The sequence below is a fragment of the Mucilaginibacter panaciglaebae genome, from assembly GCF_039539265.1.
GTDB lineage: Bacteria > Bacteroidota > Bacteroidia > Sphingobacteriales > Sphingobacteriaceae > Mucilaginibacter > Mucilaginibacter panaciglaebae.
This window is the reverse complement of sequence record NZ_BAABCV010000003.1, coordinates 231,651-249,374: the sequence shown is the minus strand read 5'-3', so window position 1 is coordinate 249,374 and position 17,724 is coordinate 231,651. Positions and strand designations below refer to the sequence as shown.

Genomic DNA, 17,724 nt, shown 5'->3' with positions numbered 1-17,724 from the left:
AAGTTGTAATGCTGGGTTTACTTATTACGCCAAAGAATAAGCGGGTTCGCATCGCCAAAATAGCCATGAAGCGAAGTTAGTATACTCGGCAGTTTATCATTTCCTACAATCCCTATCTTCGAATTAAATCCGCCCGAACCATAGTCCTTATACCGGCTGATGATCTGGTGCCGCCAGGTTTTGCCTTTACCGCTGATGTTGTAATAGATACCTAACTGCTGTTTAATATTGCTGCCATCTTTGCGGTCTTTACTTTGATCTTGCTGGGCATAGTTAATATCCACGTGTCCGTCGCCGTCAAAATCAGCCAGTTGGATGGAGGAGGCGTGGACCCAACCTATCTTAGGATTGATGATATGTTTTGCCCAGCCGTTACTTCGCGGATCTTTTGGTGCTTCGTACCAAACCAGGCCGTCGCCAACTTGTGCGTTGGCATCTCCGGGTCCGGGTCCTTCGCCCTGGCTGGCGCAAACCAGATCAACGCGGCCATCGCCATTGATGTCGCTGCAGGTAAAGGCCATTGTGGTCATTTCAAAATTATAAAAATCGCCTCCGGGCCAGGAATCGATTATATGTGGTTTCCATTTGTCTTTAACCGGATTACCGCCTGTATGACCCGGATTCTCAAACCAAGCTATTTGGCAATCCTCGCCCGATCGGTACAGAGCTATTACATCGGCAAAGCCATCCTTATTATTTAGAATATTTACTGCAAATGTACCCTGACCGTTACGGCCTATATTTATGAAAGTCCAGCTATCAAGGGTAGCACCTTGTATGTAGACTCCGCTCGTGGTAATGACATCCGGTTTGCCATCGGCATTCAGATCGGCCACACAAACTTCATGCGAGAATCGGGTGCTGTCAATCATGTGGATCGTCCATTGCGTAATGTAGGGGTCTTTGCCCTTGCCCATAGGGTTTTCGGCCCAAAGTGTTTGGTTACTCCAGCCGCCGATGGTGATATCATTCCAGCCGTCATTATTTATATCAGCCACCTGCGCATCCTCAAATCCCTGCGGATTGCCGGGCGAGAAGATCACGTACGGTTTCCAATCCTCAGCATAGCGGTACAGCTTAAAACCCTGCTTATCCAGCGTACCGACATCGTTATACTTGTCCTTTGAAAATTTACCAAGCACCTTTGGTTTGTGCGAATTGTATTGGATAGTGCTGTCGATCACTATTTGCGTAAAATGGCGGTTTTGCGCACCGGCAATTTTGAACGCAGCTAATACAATGACAGTCAGCAGGTATCTTCTCATATAGGAATGTTGTTACGCAATATAAAAAAGCGCATTAGATAAATTGATCTGTATCGGTATATTTACAACCGGGCCCCGGCGGCCGACTAACCAGTCAAACTTAACCATTTATGAATATCAAACAGCTACTCAGATTTGTATTGGCAATTGCCTGTATTTTACCAATGAGCCTTAAAGCTCAAACACTAACTAATTTCAACAGCAAAGGCCAACAAGTTACCCGTTTTAGTAAACTGGGCGATGCCGTGGATGCGCATGACGGCGAGATTGCTTATTTTAACGGAACTTACTACCTGTACGGCACCAGCTACGGTTGTGGATTTGAGTGGGGACATAAAGATGCACCTTTCTGCGGATTTGAAGTTTACTCGTCAAAGGATATGGTAAACTGGACCGACAAAGGACAGTTATTTGATGCGGCCACACCGGTTTGGCAGACCCGTTGCAATGGTAATACGTATGGTTGTTTCCGCCCGCACGTTATCTATAATAAAAAAACACAGCGATATGTGCTTTGGATAAACGTTTATGATAACAGGATAGGGTATCGCGTATTTACAAGCAAAACCCCTATAGGCCCGTTTGTTGAACAGCCTGAACCCCGGCTTACCGTTAATGCTGATGCTGCCGTAGCCGGACTGAATAATGGCGACCACGATACTTTTGTTGATGACGACGGCAAAGCTTACCTGGCTTATACCGATTGGCATGCCAAAGGAGCTATAGCTGTTGAAGAATTGAGCGATGATTATCTTACTGGTACTGGCAAAGTTATCCGGGCGGTTACTAAACAAAGTACCGAGGCTCCTGCATTATTTAAACGCAATGGAATTTACTATCTGGTTTATTCCGATCCGAACTGCGGATATTGTGGCGGAACCGGCGCTTCGTATCGTACAGCCAAATCGCCACTTGGGCCATGGTCTGAGGGAATACAGATCAGCAATAATTCGTGTGGTGGCCAGCCTTCGTTTGTGTCGTCCATCAAATTAAAAACAGGCGATGTTTTTCTGTTTGGCAGCGACTTATGGAATAATGCTGCAAAGAATGAGTCGTTGGCTAATTACTATTGGGCGCCGTTAAAGTTTAACGAAGATGGTTCGATTAAACCAATAGAATGCGAAAATACAGTGGCTATTCCATCAGCAGCCAAAACTGTTAAGCCATCTTCTTTAAATTTTGCGCCAGGTTGCGATATTAACGCGACCACCGGGCGTACCGGCACATTTAAAGCCACTAAAACCGGCTTGCTAATTAATTTAAGCATATCAGTGTTCAAATCAGCTTATCCTGACGCAGAATTGCGAATAAGTATTTCTGTAGATGGCGGTAATCAGGCTTTAAGATCTTTTAATGTGAGCTCGGATAAACTAAGCTGGTCGCCAAGGAATCTGGTTTTACATCCAAATATTAAAGTGATGGCGGGTAAAACTTATATGATCAACATAAGCTCAACTACTACAAAAGGATGTTATGGGCTGGAGTATGATCGTGCGACAAAGGACAGCGCCGAACCTGCGTTTTTATATAAGATAGATATAGTAAATCGTTAACACCTATTTACTATACCTACCTAGTCGTTACGTTTAGGCGTAACGTTCTTCTCTTAACTTTTCGATAGCGTCGCTGTTGATGTATTCGTCGTAACTCATCAACTTGTCGATCACGCCGCCAGGAGTTAACTCTACGATGCGGTTCGCAACAGTTTCAACTAACTCATGATCTCGTGAGGTGAATAGGATAGTGCCCCTGAAGTCTTTCATGCCGTTGTTCAGCGCGGTGATCGATTCCAGATCCAGGTGGTTGGTAGGCTCATCAAACATCAATAAATTGGCTGATTGCAGCATCATGCGGCTAAACATACAACGCATCTTTTCGCCCCCTGAAAGTACCGAGCTTTTTTTCAATACTTCCTCGCCCGAGAACAACATTCTGCCCAGAAATCCCCGAATGAACTGATCGTCTTTTTCGCCCGGAGAGTACTCCCGTAACCAATCAATCAGGTTTTCGTTTTTGCCTTCAAAATATTCAGTGGTATCAACCGGGATGTCCGCATAGTTAATAGTAACACCCCATTTAAACTCGCCTTTATAATCTTTATCACGGCCGGTAAGGATGTTGTAAAAGGCGGTAGTGGCCAAACTATTATTCGACAGTATAGCAATCTTATCGCCTTTATTAACCATCAGGTTAATGTCTTTGAACAATATCTCACCATTAAGTTTCTTGGTCAGGCCCTCAATCTGCAATATCTGGTCGCCTGCCTCACGTCCCTGGTTATTGAATATGATACCCGGATATTTCCGGTTTGACGGCTGGATCTCGTCCAGATTGATCTTATCCAAAGCTTTTTTACGGCTGGTTGCCTGTTTTGATTTAGAGGCGTTGGCACTGAACCGGCGGATGAACTCCTGCAACTCTTTAACACGATCTTCAGCCTTTTTATTTTGCTCAGAGCGTTGCTTTAAGGCCAACTGGCTCGACTCATACCAGAAAGTATAGTTACCGGTATAGATGGTCATCTTACCAAAGTCGATATCAACTATGTGCGTACAAACAGAGTCCAGGAAGTGCCTGTCGTGCGATACGACCAGTACAATTGCTTCGTATCCCGCCAGGAAATCTTCCAGCCAGCTAACGGTGTGGATATCCAAATCGTTGGTAGGCTCATCAAGGATCAATATATCCGGATTGCCAAAAAGCGCTTGTGCTAATAATACGCGCACCTTTTGAGTATTGTCTAAGTCTTTAACTAACTGATAGTGAAACTCTTCTTTAATGCCCAGGTTGCTTAGTAGGGTAGCGGCGTTGCTTTCGGCGTTCCAGCCATCCATTTCGGCAAAAAGGTTTTCCAGTTCGCCCGCTCGCTCGCCGTCCGCATCACTAAAATTTTCTTTAAGGTAGATAGCGTCTTTTTCTTTCATTATCGCATACATCTCCTTGTGGCCCATCATCACCGTTTCAAGAACTGTAAATTCGTCAAAAGCATAGTGGTTCTGGCTTAACACAGCCATACGCTCGCCTGGAGTAAAGGCTACCGAGCCGCTGGTTGCGTCAACCTCGCCTGAAAGAATTTTTAAAAATGTAGATTTACCTGCACCGTTTGCACCAATAATGCCGTAGCAGTTGCCCTGGGTAAATTTTAAATTGACATCTTCAAATAGAGTACGCTTACCATAGCGTAAAGTTAGATTTGATACATTAATCATGCGCACCTGTAATTTGGCGCAAAGGTAGGTTTTTTGAGCGGGATTAAAGATTGTTGTTGAAATTGGTTATTAAAGATTATGTCATTTGGAGCGACAGCGAGGACTACTCTCTTGAGCATAGCGAAAATCTATACATTGACATGTTCGAATGCTTAGCTAGTGTATAGATTTCTCACATACGTTCGAATGATAGGAGGTAGGAGTGATACCTAACTCCTGTCACTAATCTCTATTCAATACAGCCTTCAGGCTGCCCGCCTCATGATCCGCCAGCTTTTGTAGCGGGCCTGAAACCATCATTTTCATCATCATGTTCAATTCGGCGTTGATGGTGAACGTGACCTGGGTGCTACTACCGTTGGCTTCGAGCAACCAGTTTAGTTGTACCGGAAAGGGTGGGTTATTAACTGCGGCGATATTGATACCTTTGTTCTCAATGCGCTCGGTAATCTGCAGGGATAGTTTAATTGTATTTTGAACCATAAAACCAGCCTCACTATAGCTGGCCGACCAGTTTTGTACGTTGTCGGGCATGAGCTGCCCGTGGTTATTAAAATCGGCCAGAAATTGATAGATATCGCTTACCGGCCGATTGATAGATATTTTACTTTCGAATGTTGCCATTGGTTATTTGGTAGCTTCAACGCCCCATGTTGACGGGTTATCGCGCCATTCTCTTAAAACCTCCACATCTTTGCGTGAGATGTATTGATGCTCTTCGGCATAGCTAATTAAAGCAGTATAGTTTGATAGTGTAATAAATGGACAATTTGCTGCCTTGAAGTTTTCGGTAGCCAGATCAAATCCATAGCTGAATATGGCAGCCAGACCTGCTACATCATACCCGGCATCACGCAATGCCGCTACAGCCTGTAAGCTGCTGCCACCGGTTGATATCAGGTCTTCAATAACAACCACACGTTTGCCGGTCAGTATATCACCTTCAATCATATTGCCCCGGCCGTGTTCTTTTGGTTTCGATCGTACATAGATAAAAGGTAAGCCTAGTTCTTGAGCCACCAATGCACCCTGAGGTATACCCGCAGTTGCAACGCCTGCAATACAGCCTACAGAACCAAACTTTTCCTGGATGGCTTTGGTTAACTGCTGACGGATATAAGTACGTATAGGGGGATGTGACAGCGTAATACGGTTATCGCAGTAAATCGGCGATTTCCAGCCTGACGCCCAAGTAAAAGGATTATTAGGTTGCAATTTAATTGCTTTAATTTGCAATAGAAATTCCGCTACCTGTTGTTCGGTTTCAGTAGTATTAAACATGGCTCAAAAATACAGAATTTATATTAACCAAAAAGTTATCTTATTAACAGAATCAGTGCCAAAACAGGCTGCTAACTATCAAGCAATTGATAAACAGAGCTTTGATCTGAAAATAATTTACACATGGGTGCTGGCGCAAAAAAATGACTTGTTTTATGTACTGTGCCCGGACGCCAAGGCTTTTTTAAAACAGATCAAACAAAGTGTTAAAGTAATAGAAGCAGCCGGCGGATTGGTTAAAAACGAGAACAAAGACCTGTTGTTTATTTACCGCAACGATAAATGGGACCTGCCGAAAGGCAAAATAGAAAAAGGGGAGACTATTAAGGCAGCTGCCGTTCGCGAAGTAGAAGAAGAGTGCAATATTACCATCAGCAAACGCGGCAATAAGATCTGTAAAACCTACCACGTTTATATTTATAAGGATGAGGTAGTATTAAAGAAAACGCATTGGTATAAAATGCAAGCCAAAGGTCAGCATAAGTTAAAGCCTCAGAAAGAAGAGGGGATAACCGATGTACGCTGGTTTAAGCCAAATGATATAGACGCAATATTAGCTAACACCTTTCCATCGATTTTAGATGTGTTGTCAGAAATGAATTTAATTATAGATAAGCCAGCGCTTCTTTCGGAATAAATTGCGATACATCGCCGCCATAGCGCAAAATCTCCCGTACTATGGTAGAGCTGATAGATGAGTAGCCCGGTTTACTTACAATGAAGATACTTTCTATATCAGGCGCCAATGAATGATTCATTTGCGCGATAGCTTTCTCATACTCAAAATCAGACACCGTACGTATACCACGAACCATATATGCGGCACCGATGCTTCTGCTGAAGTCGACGGTTAAGCCTTCATAAGCTATGATATGTATCCGTGGTTCATTTTCAAAAACCGCTCTAAGCATTTGCTCGCGCTTCTCTACACTTAAAAACCCCGGCTTAGCGCTATTGTGGCCAATGCCAATGTATAACTTATCAAACAGATCAACAGATCTTTTAACAATGTCAACATGGGCTTTAGTAATAGGATCAAACGACCCGGGGAACAGCGCTGTTTTCATGAACTTGTGCTTTTAGGTAAAGTTAAGACTAGTTATGTTATCTCTATCTTAATTTTTGGATAAATCCATAGTGTTTAGTGTCAGATTTACCGTCAGGTATTTGATCATACACCTGGTACAAAATATATTGATTGTTTTGGTCAAGCCCTTTAAATATGGTACCAATGCTTTGCTGTAAGGCTTCATTTTCGGCTTTAAGTGCAATGGTATCCGTAAGTTTAATAGTTGATTTGTACCTGATTACAGGGAAAATACCCTGATGCCCAACTTCTTCAACCACCTGCGGACTCATTGAAAAGATTTGCGGCGCAGTTTTTACCTGACTAACCACAACAGGCAGGTGATAGGTAGCATTGGCTTCATCAATCACTTTAGAGAAGAATATCTTCATGTCAGACTCTTTTTTGTAAGAAAAATAGTTTCCGCCAGGGCTAACCAGTTGCGAGGTGATAATGATCATATCGGTGGCATCTACCAAATTGCCTTTGCTGTAAAGATCAAGCGCCTGCTTATAATAGTCAATGGCATTTTTACCGGCAATGCTGTAATCGCCCATTTGCAGAATGTTTACTTTCCAGTCGTTACCATATTTGCCGTAAACAGCCAGTATCATACCGTTGACCGTTAACCCTTTGGTTAGCAATACCGAGGTGTACATCTCGTCGTTCACAGCCTGGAAACCGATGGCGTAGTCGCTATCGTTCTTGTGCTGAGATTTTACAGTATCAGCATCCTTTTTTTTCATCCCTTTGCTCAGATATTCATCCAATACTTCAAAATCTTTAGCTGGGTATCTTTTACTGCAGCGATTAATTACCGTATCTAATTGAGCTCCGGATTTATTAATAAGATCTGGCGACAGTAAAGCCTTTACCGCGGCAATGTTGCCCGAAGTAATGCCTTCAAAAAGCTTTTTGTTGAGGGCGGCTATTACTGCGCGCGTGTCGCTGCTGATCTGATTGTTTACCTGAATGTCTTTATCGCCGGTGCAGCTTTGAAACGTCGTTGTAAATAAAAACGCTGCTAACAGATATATGATGCTTTTTTTCATATCTAACAGAAAAATATCTCTAATTTTTAAAAAACGAAAATGATGAATGGCCATATTTTCGTTGTTCGACAAACGCCGGATGATTGCTTAAATTTTGCATCGACTGATGTTCTACAATCAACAAACCATCGGGGCGTAACAGTGCTTTGTCAAATACAATTTTAGGTATTTCAGGTATCTGGTTCAAATCATACGGCGGGTCGGCAAAGATCAGGTCATATTGATCGGTCTCTAATTGCAGATATTTAAAAATATCTGTCTTAAAAGTTTTGATTTGGCTTAAGCCATGCTGGCGCGACGTATCTTTGATGTAATTGATGCAATGAATACTGCGGTCAACACTAACTACCTGCTTTGCCCCGCGCGATGCAAATTCATAACTGATATTACCCGTGCCACAAAAAAGATCGAGCACATCAATATTGTCAAATTCAACCAGGTTTAATAAGATATTAAACAGTGCTTCTTTGGCCAGATCGGTAGTAGGGCGTACTGGTAAGTTTTTAGGCGGATTAAGTCGTAACCCTTTTAAACTGCCTCCAATGATCCGCATAGTGTCAAAGCCGCCAAAGTTAATATTTGCTCCGGATTTATTTGTTCCGGCACATTTAACAGTTGCGGGTTAAAGAAAGTTATGTTTGGAAAAAATTGGCTAAGGGCAACGGTGAAATTATCACCGGGTTTCAGGCTTCCGCTTGATTTTAAATGAACGCTGCCGGGAACTAAGTCTAATTCTTCGGTCACTAATGCAGCATAATAGCTCAGATCGCCTTCGGTTTGATAATCGAAGTTGTTGTAAAACCGGATAGTTCCATTTTTAAAATACAGAAACTCGGCTTTACCATTTTCTGTATGCAAATATAAATCCTGACTTCCCGGATTATCTTGCGCTGCAGCGGTTACCCATCCTTTGTTGAGGTAAACAACATTTTGCAAGCCAAACCTTTCAACGGTTGATAAGGTCTTCTCTTTAACCTTGTAGATAATATAGTTCTTGTTATCTAACAATTGCGCCAATACACGCTCATCAGGACTAACATCAAGCAGGCGGGCATAATTAGCTATCTGATCTTTACTGAAAAGTGCATCCGGGATCAGTGTAAAAACACCAGATGGCAAGCCAACAACTACATTTTTATAGGTAGCGTTTAATTCTTCGGCCAGTTCTTGCGGGTCAGAAAGTTCTGCCAGGTTGCAATTGGTATCCCAGGCCATTAAATCCTTTTTATAGGTTATGGCATACGAGAACGATTTTGCGTCGATTTGTATTAACAGCGTGTAGTAATAAGCCTGGTTAAGGTTAAACGACGGATCGCGGAAAGTATAGATTTGTTCGCTCATGCTATTAACAAAAGTAATATTTTTTGGATTAGTTAAGGTAGTTATACGCATTTTTGCAGGGTGTCCGCAACAGATCAAATCAAAAAAGCCTTTCCGCACGAACCAACCGCACAACAGCTGCAACTGTTTGGCTTGCTGCATAATTTTTTGTTGACAGACGAAGGCGACGAATGTTTTATCCTGCGCGGATATGCCGGAACCGGTAAAACAACTATTGTAGGAGCGCTGGTAAAAGCCTTACGCACTTACAATTTCAAACCGGTTCTGCTGGCGCCAACCGGCCGCGCAGCCAAGGTTATTACTAATTACTCGGGGCGCAAGGCTTTTACCATTCACAAGCGCATCTACCGTAAAAAGGCAGCGCTTGATGTAGATGAAAGTTTCCTGATAGCCGATAATATGGCTTCCAATACCTTGTTTATTGTGGATGAAGCTTCTATGATCTCTGACATGCCAAGCGGCCACGGCCGGCATACGTTATTGTACGACCTGGTGCGATATGTTTATAATCAAAAAAATTGTAAACTAATGTTAGTGGGCGATACCGCCCAGTTGCCGCCGGTAGGATCAGATGACAGCCCCGCACTAAGTGACAAGGTAATGAGTTCAGACTTTGGACTGATGGTATACAGCTTTGAGCTTACCGATGTTTTAAGGCAGCAAAAAGATTCAGGCATTTTGTTTAATGCCACCAATGTCAGAGATATCATCAGGCAGCAATTAGAAGTTATTCCACGCATAGTTACCAAAGGCTACAAAGATGTTTTCCGCATGACCGGCGAGCGACTGGAAGAAGGCTTAGAATATGCGTATAATAAATATGGTAATGAAAATACGCTGGTTATCTGCCGGTCAAACAAAAATGCCAACCTGTATAATAAACAGATAAGGGCACGGCTGCTATGGCGTGAGGAAGAACTGACCGGGGGCGATCAACTTATGGTGGTTAAAAATAATTACTTCTGGCTGCAGGATCAGCAGGAAAACAGCACCTCATTTATTGCCAACGGTGACATTGCCCGCATACGCAAAGTGCGCAGGATAGAGGATATGTATGGTTTCAGGTTTGCCGATGTTCAGCTGGAATTTATTGATTACGCCGAAGACCCGATACTGGATTGCAAGGTTCTGCTGGATACATTGTACACCGAATCGCCTGCTTTATCGCAGGAAGATCAGAAACGCTTTTACCTGGAAGTGATGAAAGATTATGATCATATACCCAATAAGCGTTTAAAACACCTCGAACTAAAAGCAAACCCATATTATAATGCTTTGCAGATAAAATTTGCTTACGCGATAACCTGTCACAAGGCTCAAGGTGGGCAATGGGATGCCGTGTTTGTAGATCAGGGATATTTGACCGATGAAATGGTGAATACTGATTTTTTGCGCTGGTTTTATACCGCCTGTACCCGAGCAACCAAAGAATTGTTCCTGGTGAATTTTAATGACAAATTCTATGGCGGTGCACCGGCGGCTTTTTAGTTCATGAAAGGATGATTTTACCATCCTGTCATTTCTTCCGTTGGTCGAAATGACGGATCGACCAGATAAATACACGAATGCACTAACTGCTAACTGCCAGTTGTATAGTAAATGTAGTGCCCTTACCCTCAATACTGCTTACGCTGATCTTGCCTTTATGGCTTTCAATGATCTGTTTAACGATACTTAAACCTAAGCCGGTTGATTTTTCGCCATTTAAACCGGTACGCCCTGCTTTACTGAAGCGCTCGAAAATATGCGGCAACATGTTTTGCGGAATACCCAACCCGTGATCTTTAACCTGAATGATGATTTGGTTGTCTTGTATAGCCAGACGTAGTTCTACATTATCTGTTTCTTTCGAAAACTTAAGTGCGTTGCTGATCAGGTTATCCATTACACGGGTAAACTTCTCTTTATTTATTTGTGCACTTACCAAACTTACGGAACTTATCAAAACTACATTGTTGCGATTTTGGACTTTCCAGCCCTCAACAATACTTTTAAGGTATTGATTAAGCTCAATTTTTTGGGTTTCTATAACATTAATATTCTCGTTCCTGGCAGCTTCGAGCAGATCGTCCAGAATGCTGGGGGCTTTTGAGCAGGACTCTTTAATCATGCTCACATTGTCCTGCATATCTGCGTCAATTTCTTCTAGTTCCATCATCATCGCTATAGATTCAACCGCGCCGATAGGGTTGCGCAAGTCGTGTGCCACCATACCTAATACTCGATTTTTAAATTCGCCGGCCTTTTCAATCTCTATATTTTTGCTGCGTATCTCGATGATCTGCTGGTAATAGCTGGCTTTGTACGAGAAAAAGTATCGCGATATCAAATAGAAACCAGATAAGAGCACAACCGATATGAGCTGATCGTACAGTATACTGGTGGCATCGGCATGCTGGTAAAGCAATAGCGCCGTGAAAGCCAGTTCTGTCAATATCAATAGTAATATTAACTCATCATACTCAAACACGCACATTACGCTGATAACAATCAGTGCGATAAGATAAACAGTTAACGAATTGCGCGGATCGCCTGTAGATATAAAAGCCGAATACATTCCGCAAATAATGATATATAAGGCAAACACAAACACAAATAAGACCATAAATGGGTTAGCCTTCCTGGTTTTATTGATGTGATTTAACAACAACTGCCCGGCAATATAAAAAATAGGGGTGACCACCAAATAAACCCAGTTGGTTATTTCAAATTCAGGAAAATTTTGTGCTTTGGTGATATTTACCGGTAACGCCCATATCAGGATACGTAATGTGAAGTTAATGGCAAAGAATATTATTGCGCAGTTACGTATTGATTGTAGGTTTTGTAACGTATAATAGTTACGAAAAGAAGCACGGTATTTCCTCGGTATGCTTTTAAAATAATGGGTATCCAATGTGATTTAATTATGGTAATCAAAAATATTAAAATATGATAATTGAACAGCTTTGTAACACCTTTTTTAGCATATATTGTTTACAAACTACTTAAGATATATTTCTGACTTGACAAAACGACATACTAAAATAAATAGCAATGCCATATTTTCATATTTATGAGTATGGCAGGTGTTTTGATCAGATTGTGTTATGAACTTTAACAATTTTACCATCAAAGCCCAGGAAGCAGTGCAAAAAGCTTCTGAGATTACAACCGGTAATCAGCAGCAGGCCATTGAGCCTGCACACTTGCTAAAAGGTTTGTTATTAGTTGATGAAAACGTCATAACCTACCTTTTGAAAAAACTGAATGTAAACATCAATCGCTTAAATGAAATTCTGGACGAGCAGATAGCAGCGTTCCCAAAAGTTAGCGGTAGCAATGTTTACTTGTCGTCAAATGCAAATTCTGTATTACAGAAAGCCACCGGTTATTTAAAAGAATTTAAAGACGATTTCGTATCCGTCGAACATATATTGTTAGGTATTTTAAGTGTGAATGATAAAACCAGTTCGGCGCTTAAAGACTTTGGCGTAAATGAAAAGGATCTTAAAAAAGCGATTATCGCGTTGCGCGGCGATAACAAAGTGACCGACCAAAACGCTGAAGCCACCTACAATGCCTTAAATAAATACGCCCGAAACCTGAATGAATATGCAGCTTCAGGTAAACTCGATCCTGTTATCGGCCGCGACGATGAGATACGTCGCACTATACAGATCCTGTCCCGCCGGACAAAAAATAATCCGGTATTGGTAGGTGAGCCCGGTGTAGGTAAGACTGCTATTGCCGAAGGTATCGCTTTCCGTATTTTAAAAGGCGACGTGCCCGAAAGTTTGAAATCCAAAACCGTTTACTCGCTGGATATGGGTGCCTTGATTGCAGGCGCAAAATACAAGGGTGAGTTTGAAGAGCGGCTAAAAGCTGTTATCAAAGAAGTAACCCAGGCCGACGGCGAGATTATCTTATTTATTGATGAGATACACACCCTGGTTGGTGCAGGTGGCGGCGATGGCGCAATGGATGCAGCCAATATATTGAAACCCGCGCTGGCACGCGGCGAGCTGAGAGCCATAGGCGCTACAACGCTGAATGAGTACCAAAAATACGTTGAGAAGGATAAAGCCTTGGAGCGCCGTTTCCAGATGGTGCTGGTTGATGAACCTGATACTGCCGATGCAATTTCAATCCTGCGCGGTTTGAAAGAACGTTATGAGGCACACCACAAAGTGCGCATTAAAGACGAGGCAATTATTGCTGCCGTTGAAATGTCGCAGCGTTACATATCTGACCGTTTCCTGCCCGATAAAGCTATCGACTTGATGGACGAAGCCGCTTCAAAATTGCGTATTGAAATGGATTCGGTACCAGAAGTAGTAGACGAACTGGAACGCCGCATCATGCAGCTGGAAATTGAGCGCGAAGCTATCAAACGCGAGAAAGATGATAAGAAAGTAAAAGAACTGTCTGAAGAGATTGCAAATCTTTCTGCCGAGTGTGATTCTTTACGTGCCAAATGGCAGGGAGAGAAAGATGTGGTTGATGGCATCAACTTGAAAGTTGAGCAGATAGAAAATTATAAACTGGAAGCTGAACAAGCCGAGCGTGCGGGCGATTACGGTAAAGTGGCCGAATTACGCTATGGCCGTATTCGCGAGGCCCAGGAAGAAGTTGAAAAACTGAAAGAAGCGTTACTGACTAATCAGTCGGAAAGCCGGATGCTGAAAGAGGAGGTTACTGCCGACGATATTGCCGGAGTAGTATCCCGGTGGACAGGTATTCCGGTTTCAAAAATGATCCAGAGCGAGCGTGAAAAATTGCTTGGACTTGAAGATGAGCTGCATAAACGCGTTGCCGGTCAGCACGAAGCTATCGAGGCCATTAGTGATGCGATACGCCGCAGCCGCGCAGGTTTGCAGGACAAACGCAAGCCAATTGGCTCGTTTATTTTTTTGGGTACAACCGGTGTAGGTAAAACCGAGCTGGCTAAAGCTTTAGCCGGGTACCTGTTCAATGACGAGCATGCCATGGTTCGCATAGACATGAGCGAGTACCAGGAACGACATGCCGTATCAAGACTGATCGGCGCGCCCCCGGGTTATGTGGGATATGACGAAGGCGGTCAGCTAACTGAAGCTGTTCGCCGTAAACCGTATAGCGTTATCTTGCTGGATGAGATCGAAAAGGCACATCCTGATGTGTTTAACATCTTATTACAGGTTTTGGATGATGGCCGTCTGACCGATAACAAAGGACGTGTGGTAAACTTTAAAAATACCATCATCATCATGACCTCGAACATCGGCTCAAACATTATCCAGGAAAACTTCCAGGATTTTGATGAGAGCGATAAGGAGCAAGTCATCGCCAAAACCAAGAACCAGTTGTTTGAAATGCTACGGCAAACCATTCGTCCGGAGTTTTTGAACCGTATTGATGAGATCATCATGTTCACCCCACTGAGCCGCGATGAGATAGGAGATATCGTCAAGCTGCAATTTGCACAAGTGCAGCAAACGCTTGCCGACATGGGTATCCATATCGAAGCATCAGAAGAAGCATTAGATTGGCTGGCCCAATTGGGTTATGATCCGCAATTTGGTGCGCGTCCGTTGAAGCGTGTGATACAAAAACGTATACTGAACGAGTTATCTAAACAGATACTTGCCGGTAAGGTAGATAAAGACGCCAAGATCAAGTTAGATATGTTTGACAACCAGTTTGTGTTTTTGAACAGTGCCGAAAAGACGGAGGCCGCAAAATAACTAAATTCACTATATAGTAAAAGCCGCCTGGGTTAACCGGGCGGCTTTTTTGTTTGCCGTCCGTTGTCATTCTGAGCATAGCGAAGAATCTGCAAACTTTGCTAACCGATCGGCAGATTCTTCGCTATACTACCCATGATATAAATATAACGCTGTCATTTCGACCGTAGGGAGAACCCCTATACGCTTGCTTATCGCTTATATAAAATCTCTCCCTACGGTCAAAATGACATCGAAATAAATCAGTGTCATTTCACCTTCAGAGGCCGCGATTTTATAATTCAAATAGCAATGTTCAAAAAAGGGTTCTACACTTGCAGAACCCTTTAATACTGAAACTTATGCTATTTTTTATGCTGAAGCTAAACTGACCCCTGTTAGTTGATCGGCAAAGGCGATAAACGCCTTGTCGGCATATATGCGGGATTCATTATCGATTAGTTTTTGCAGATTAACTTTGCCGATAACGTATTTGTAAGTACCTGAATAAAAGCGCTCATCTATACATTTGAAGTCGAGAAGGCTTACCAGTTCCTCGTCCTCATAACGCAGATAGATAGTTAGTTCGATGTCATTAGTGAAATTTAAACCGTTAGCGCTTTTAGCTTTTTTGTATTCGTATTGATAGTCGTAACGTAGTGCCGCAATATCCGACAATACTGCCGAACCGGTAGGGTGTCCGCCTGCGCCTTTACCGAAGAAGAATTGCTGATCGGCAAATGCCGCCTGCACCGTTACGCCGTTATATTCGTACTCAACGTTGTATAGAAACTCATGTTCGGTAACAAACTTAGGCAGTACAAAAAGTGCTACATGCTCATCATCTAACTCTTTTGCTACCGGTACCAGCTTTATTTTTAAATTCTTTTCGCGTGCGTAACGCATATCGTCAGCAGACAAATTCTGTATGCCGAAGTTGAATATCTTAGTGGGATCAATCACCACACCATAAGCATGTGATGCGGCTATAACCAATTTATATTTAGAATCATAACCACCTACGTCCGAAATAGGGTCGGTTTCTGCAAAGCCCAGGTCTTGCGCTTGTTTCAGTGCAGACCCATAATCCAGGTTCTCTAAAAATCCTTTGGAGAGTATGTAGTTTGACGAACCGTTGAAAATACCACTGATAGAATGCAGCAATTCGTTATCATAATACTCCTCCAGGTTGCGAATGATTGGGATACTACCGCAAACCGCACCTTCATATAATAAAGATGTGCCGTATTCATGCTGTATATCGATCAATTCCTTCAGGTATATAGCAATCATCTTTTTGCTGGCCGATACCACATTTTTGCCGGTTTTTAACGCCGTAGACACAATATCAAAAGCCGCCTCCGTGTCATTGATCAATTCAATAATGGTGTTAATTTCCGGATTATTCAGCAATTCGTTTTTATCAGTAGTGAAATAGTGAGCCGGTAAAGAGCGCGGTTTGCTACCGTCTTTAATAGCTATTTTTTTTATTTCAAGATTCAGGTTTTTTGTTTTGATGATATCATAAAGTCCCTGGCCAACAACTCCGAAGCCAAAAAGGCCGATATTAAGTTTCTTGCTCATTATGCAGTTTGCTGTAATTGGATGATTTTTCCTTTTACGTCTGTTTTAAAAAATGATGTAATAATATTAGTTAATGCTTCCGTCTCAATTAAAAATGCGTCATGACCATAGTACGAGTCAAACTCGGCATAGGCCGACTGGGGGATATGTTGAAACAGGTATTGTTGTTCCTCGATTGGAAATAACAAGTCTGATTTAATGCCGATAACCAATGTACGGGCGGTAATTTTACTTAATGCATCTTCAATGCTTACGCGGCCGCGGCCCACGTTATGCGAGTCCATCGCTTTTGATAAGTACCAGTAGCTATAGGCGTTAAAGCGTGCTACAAGTTTTTCACCCTGGTAGTTTTGGTAGCTTGACGCCTTGTAGTTATCTACTACTTCATTACTATCCTCATGCTGTTTAATGCCATAAGTTTTATAACCCCGATAGGATAGTAACGCCATAGCCCGGGCAGCTTTTAAACCTTTTGCACCACCGTTTGGTATGTTTTCATGAAAGCTTTGATCGGCAGCTATCGCGAGGCGTTGCGACTCGTTAAAGGCTATGCCCCATGGCGAGTGTTTGGCATTTGCAGCTATAAGGATAACATTCTTGATAAATTCGGGCTCTATGATGGCCCATTCCATAGCCTGCTGCCCACCTAATGAACCGCCAATTAAAGTATGGATATTTTTGATATTCAGATGCGCTGCCAATAGTTGCTGCGATTTGACCATGTCCCTAACGGTAACTTGCGGAAACGACAGGTAGTACTGCTTGTCAGTAGCAGTATTGATACTTAGCGGACCGCTTGAGCCATAGGCGGAGCCCAGCATGTTGGCGCAAACTATAAAATGTTCTTCCGGATTAAAATAGTAGCCGCTGCCTACCAGGCCCTTCCACCAGTCAAGCACGTCTGAATTAGCGGTAAAAGCATGACAAACCCACACTACATTATCGCGATCTTTATTTAAAGTACCATAGGTGTGATATCCTAATTCGAGCTGAGGCAATTTTTGGCCACACTCTAATCCGAATTCCTGCTGGTATGTATATGTTTGATAGCTCATTTGTTATTTGGTTTGTTAGCTGTTGAGGTTTGGGTAAACGGTTGCTTTGACCGTTACAGTACACGTATTTTCAGTAAGAGAAAAGGAAACGTATTTACTGCTTATCAACAGCGGCACATATAGCAATTAATGCTTTTAGCGGCTTTTACAGTAATAACTTGCGGAAGAGTGTTTGTTAAATTTTCCA

General features: G+C 42.6%; 15 protein-coding genes. 4 read left to right on the top strand and 11 right to left on the bottom strand.

All coding sequences use genetic code 11. The features are described 5' to 3' along the window. Nucleotides 1-17 precede the first annotated feature (17 nt). Nucleotides 18-1,265, bottom strand: coding sequence for an FG-GAP repeat domain-containing protein (locus tag ABD772_RS05310; protein WP_345101486.1), 1,248 nt, complete (start codon nt 1,263-1,265; stop codon nt 18-20). Nucleotides 1,266-1,375: 110 nt separating this feature from the next. Here ABD772_RS05310 and ABD772_RS05305 point away from each other — a divergent pair, with 110 nt between their 5' ends. Beyond that, complete coding sequence (locus ABD772_RS05305) at nt 1,376-2,818, top strand: family 43 glycosylhydrolase (protein ID WP_345101484.1); 1,443 nt, start codon at nt 1,376-1,378, stop codon at nt 2,816-2,818. A 33-nt stretch (nt 2,819-2,851) separates the two neighbouring features. On the opposite strand, the gene ABD772_RS05300 is transcribed toward ABD772_RS05305, so the two are convergent. From ABD772_RS05300 to pyrE, 3 genes are all read right to left on the bottom strand, one after another. Continuing rightward, nucleotides 2,852-4,474: an ABC-F family ATP-binding cassette domain-containing protein gene (locus ABD772_RS05300; protein ID WP_345101482.1), complete on the bottom strand. Its 1,623-nt coding sequence runs from the start codon at nt 4,472-4,474 to the stop codon at nt 2,852-2,854. A 222-nt stretch (nt 4,475-4,696) separates the two neighbouring features. Continuing rightward, on the bottom strand, nt 4,697-5,098 hold the full coding sequence (locus ABD772_RS05295) for an SRPBCC family protein (RefSeq protein ID WP_345101480.1): 402 nt from the start codon (nt 5,096-5,098) through the stop codon (nt 4,697-4,699). Nucleotides 5,099-5,101: 3 nt separating this feature from the next. After that, on the bottom strand, nt 5,102-5,755 hold the full coding sequence (pyrE, locus tag ABD772_RS05290; protein ID WP_345101478.1) for an orotate phosphoribosyltransferase: 654 nt from the start codon (nt 5,753-5,755) through the stop codon (nt 5,102-5,104). On the opposite strand from pyrE, the gene ABD772_RS05285 reads away from it, so the two are divergent. After that, nucleotides 5,754-6,392: an NUDIX hydrolase gene (locus tag ABD772_RS05285; protein ID WP_345101476.1), complete on the top strand. Its 639-nt coding sequence runs from the start codon at nt 5,754-5,756 to the stop codon at nt 6,390-6,392. The two genes, pyrE and ABD772_RS05285, sit on opposite strands and share 2 nt — an antisense overlap. Here ABD772_RS05285 and coaD read toward each other — a convergent pair. The 4 genes from coaD to ABD772_RS05265 are packed head-to-tail and all read right to left on the bottom strand — an operon-like array spanning nt 6,361 to nt 9,214. Next, entirely contained in the window at nt 6,361-6,822 is a 462-nt protein-coding gene (gene coaD / locus ABD772_RS05280; protein WP_345101474.1) for a pantetheine-phosphate adenylyltransferase, read from the bottom strand. The genes ABD772_RS05285 and coaD overlap by 32 nt on opposite strands. Before the next feature lie 43 nt (nt 6,823-6,865). Continuing rightward, nucleotides 6,866-7,873: a hypothetical protein gene (locus tag ABD772_RS05275; protein WP_345101472.1), complete on the bottom strand. Its 1,008-nt coding sequence runs from the start codon at nt 7,871-7,873 to the stop codon at nt 6,866-6,868. 19 nt (nt 7,874-7,892) lie between these two features. Next, the gene (locus tag ABD772_RS05270; RefSeq protein WP_345101470.1) at nt 7,893-8,426 is read right to left on the bottom strand and encodes an RsmD family RNA methyltransferase; all 534 of its coding nucleotides are present in this window, start codon (nt 8,424-8,426) and stop codon (nt 7,893-7,895) included. Then, nucleotides 8,402-9,214 (bottom strand): DUF3822 family protein, encoded by an 813-nt coding sequence (locus ABD772_RS05265; protein ID WP_345101468.1) that lies wholly within the window; start codon nt 9,212-9,214, stop codon nt 8,402-8,404. The genes ABD772_RS05270 and ABD772_RS05265 overlap by 25 nt, the downstream gene beginning before the upstream one ends. A gap of 60 nt (nt 9,215-9,274) precedes the next feature. Between ABD772_RS05265 and ABD772_RS05260 the strand changes: the two genes are divergently transcribed. Next, nucleotides 9,275-10,702 carry an ATP-dependent DNA helicase gene (locus ABD772_RS05260; RefSeq protein WP_345101465.1) on the top strand — a complete coding sequence of 476 codons (1,428 nt, stop codon included), beginning with the start codon at nt 9,275-9,277 and terminating at the stop codon, nt 10,700-10,702. An 82-nt stretch (nt 10,703-10,784) separates the two neighbouring features. Here ABD772_RS05260 and ABD772_RS05255 read toward each other — a convergent pair whose 3' ends face one another. Beyond that, nucleotides 10,785-12,110 carry a sensor histidine kinase gene (locus tag ABD772_RS05255; protein WP_345101463.1) on the bottom strand — a complete coding sequence of 442 codons (1,326 nt, stop codon included), beginning with the start codon at nt 12,108-12,110 and terminating at the stop codon, nt 10,785-10,787. A gap of 193 nt (nt 12,111-12,303) precedes the next feature. On the opposite strand from ABD772_RS05255, the gene clpB reads away from it, so the two are divergent. Then, nucleotides 12,304-14,919 (top strand): ATP-dependent chaperone ClpB, encoded by a 2,616-nt coding sequence (gene clpB, locus ABD772_RS05250; protein ID WP_345101461.1) that lies wholly within the window; start codon nt 12,304-12,306, stop codon nt 14,917-14,919. Nucleotides 14,920-15,270: 351 nt separating this feature from the next. Here clpB and ABD772_RS05245 read toward each other — a convergent pair whose 3' ends face one another. Beyond that, a complete protein-coding gene (locus ABD772_RS05245; protein ID WP_345101459.1) occupies nt 15,271-16,482 on the bottom strand; it encodes a homoserine dehydrogenase in 1,212 nt (403 codons plus the stop codon). Continuing rightward, entirely contained in the window at nt 16,482-17,537 is a 1,056-nt protein-coding gene (locus ABD772_RS05240) for a homoserine O-acetyltransferase family protein (protein ID WP_345101457.1), read from the bottom strand. Before ABD772_RS05240 ends, ABD772_RS05245 begins: the two co-directional genes overlap by 1 nt. Nucleotides 17,538-17,724 lie beyond the last annotated feature (187 nt).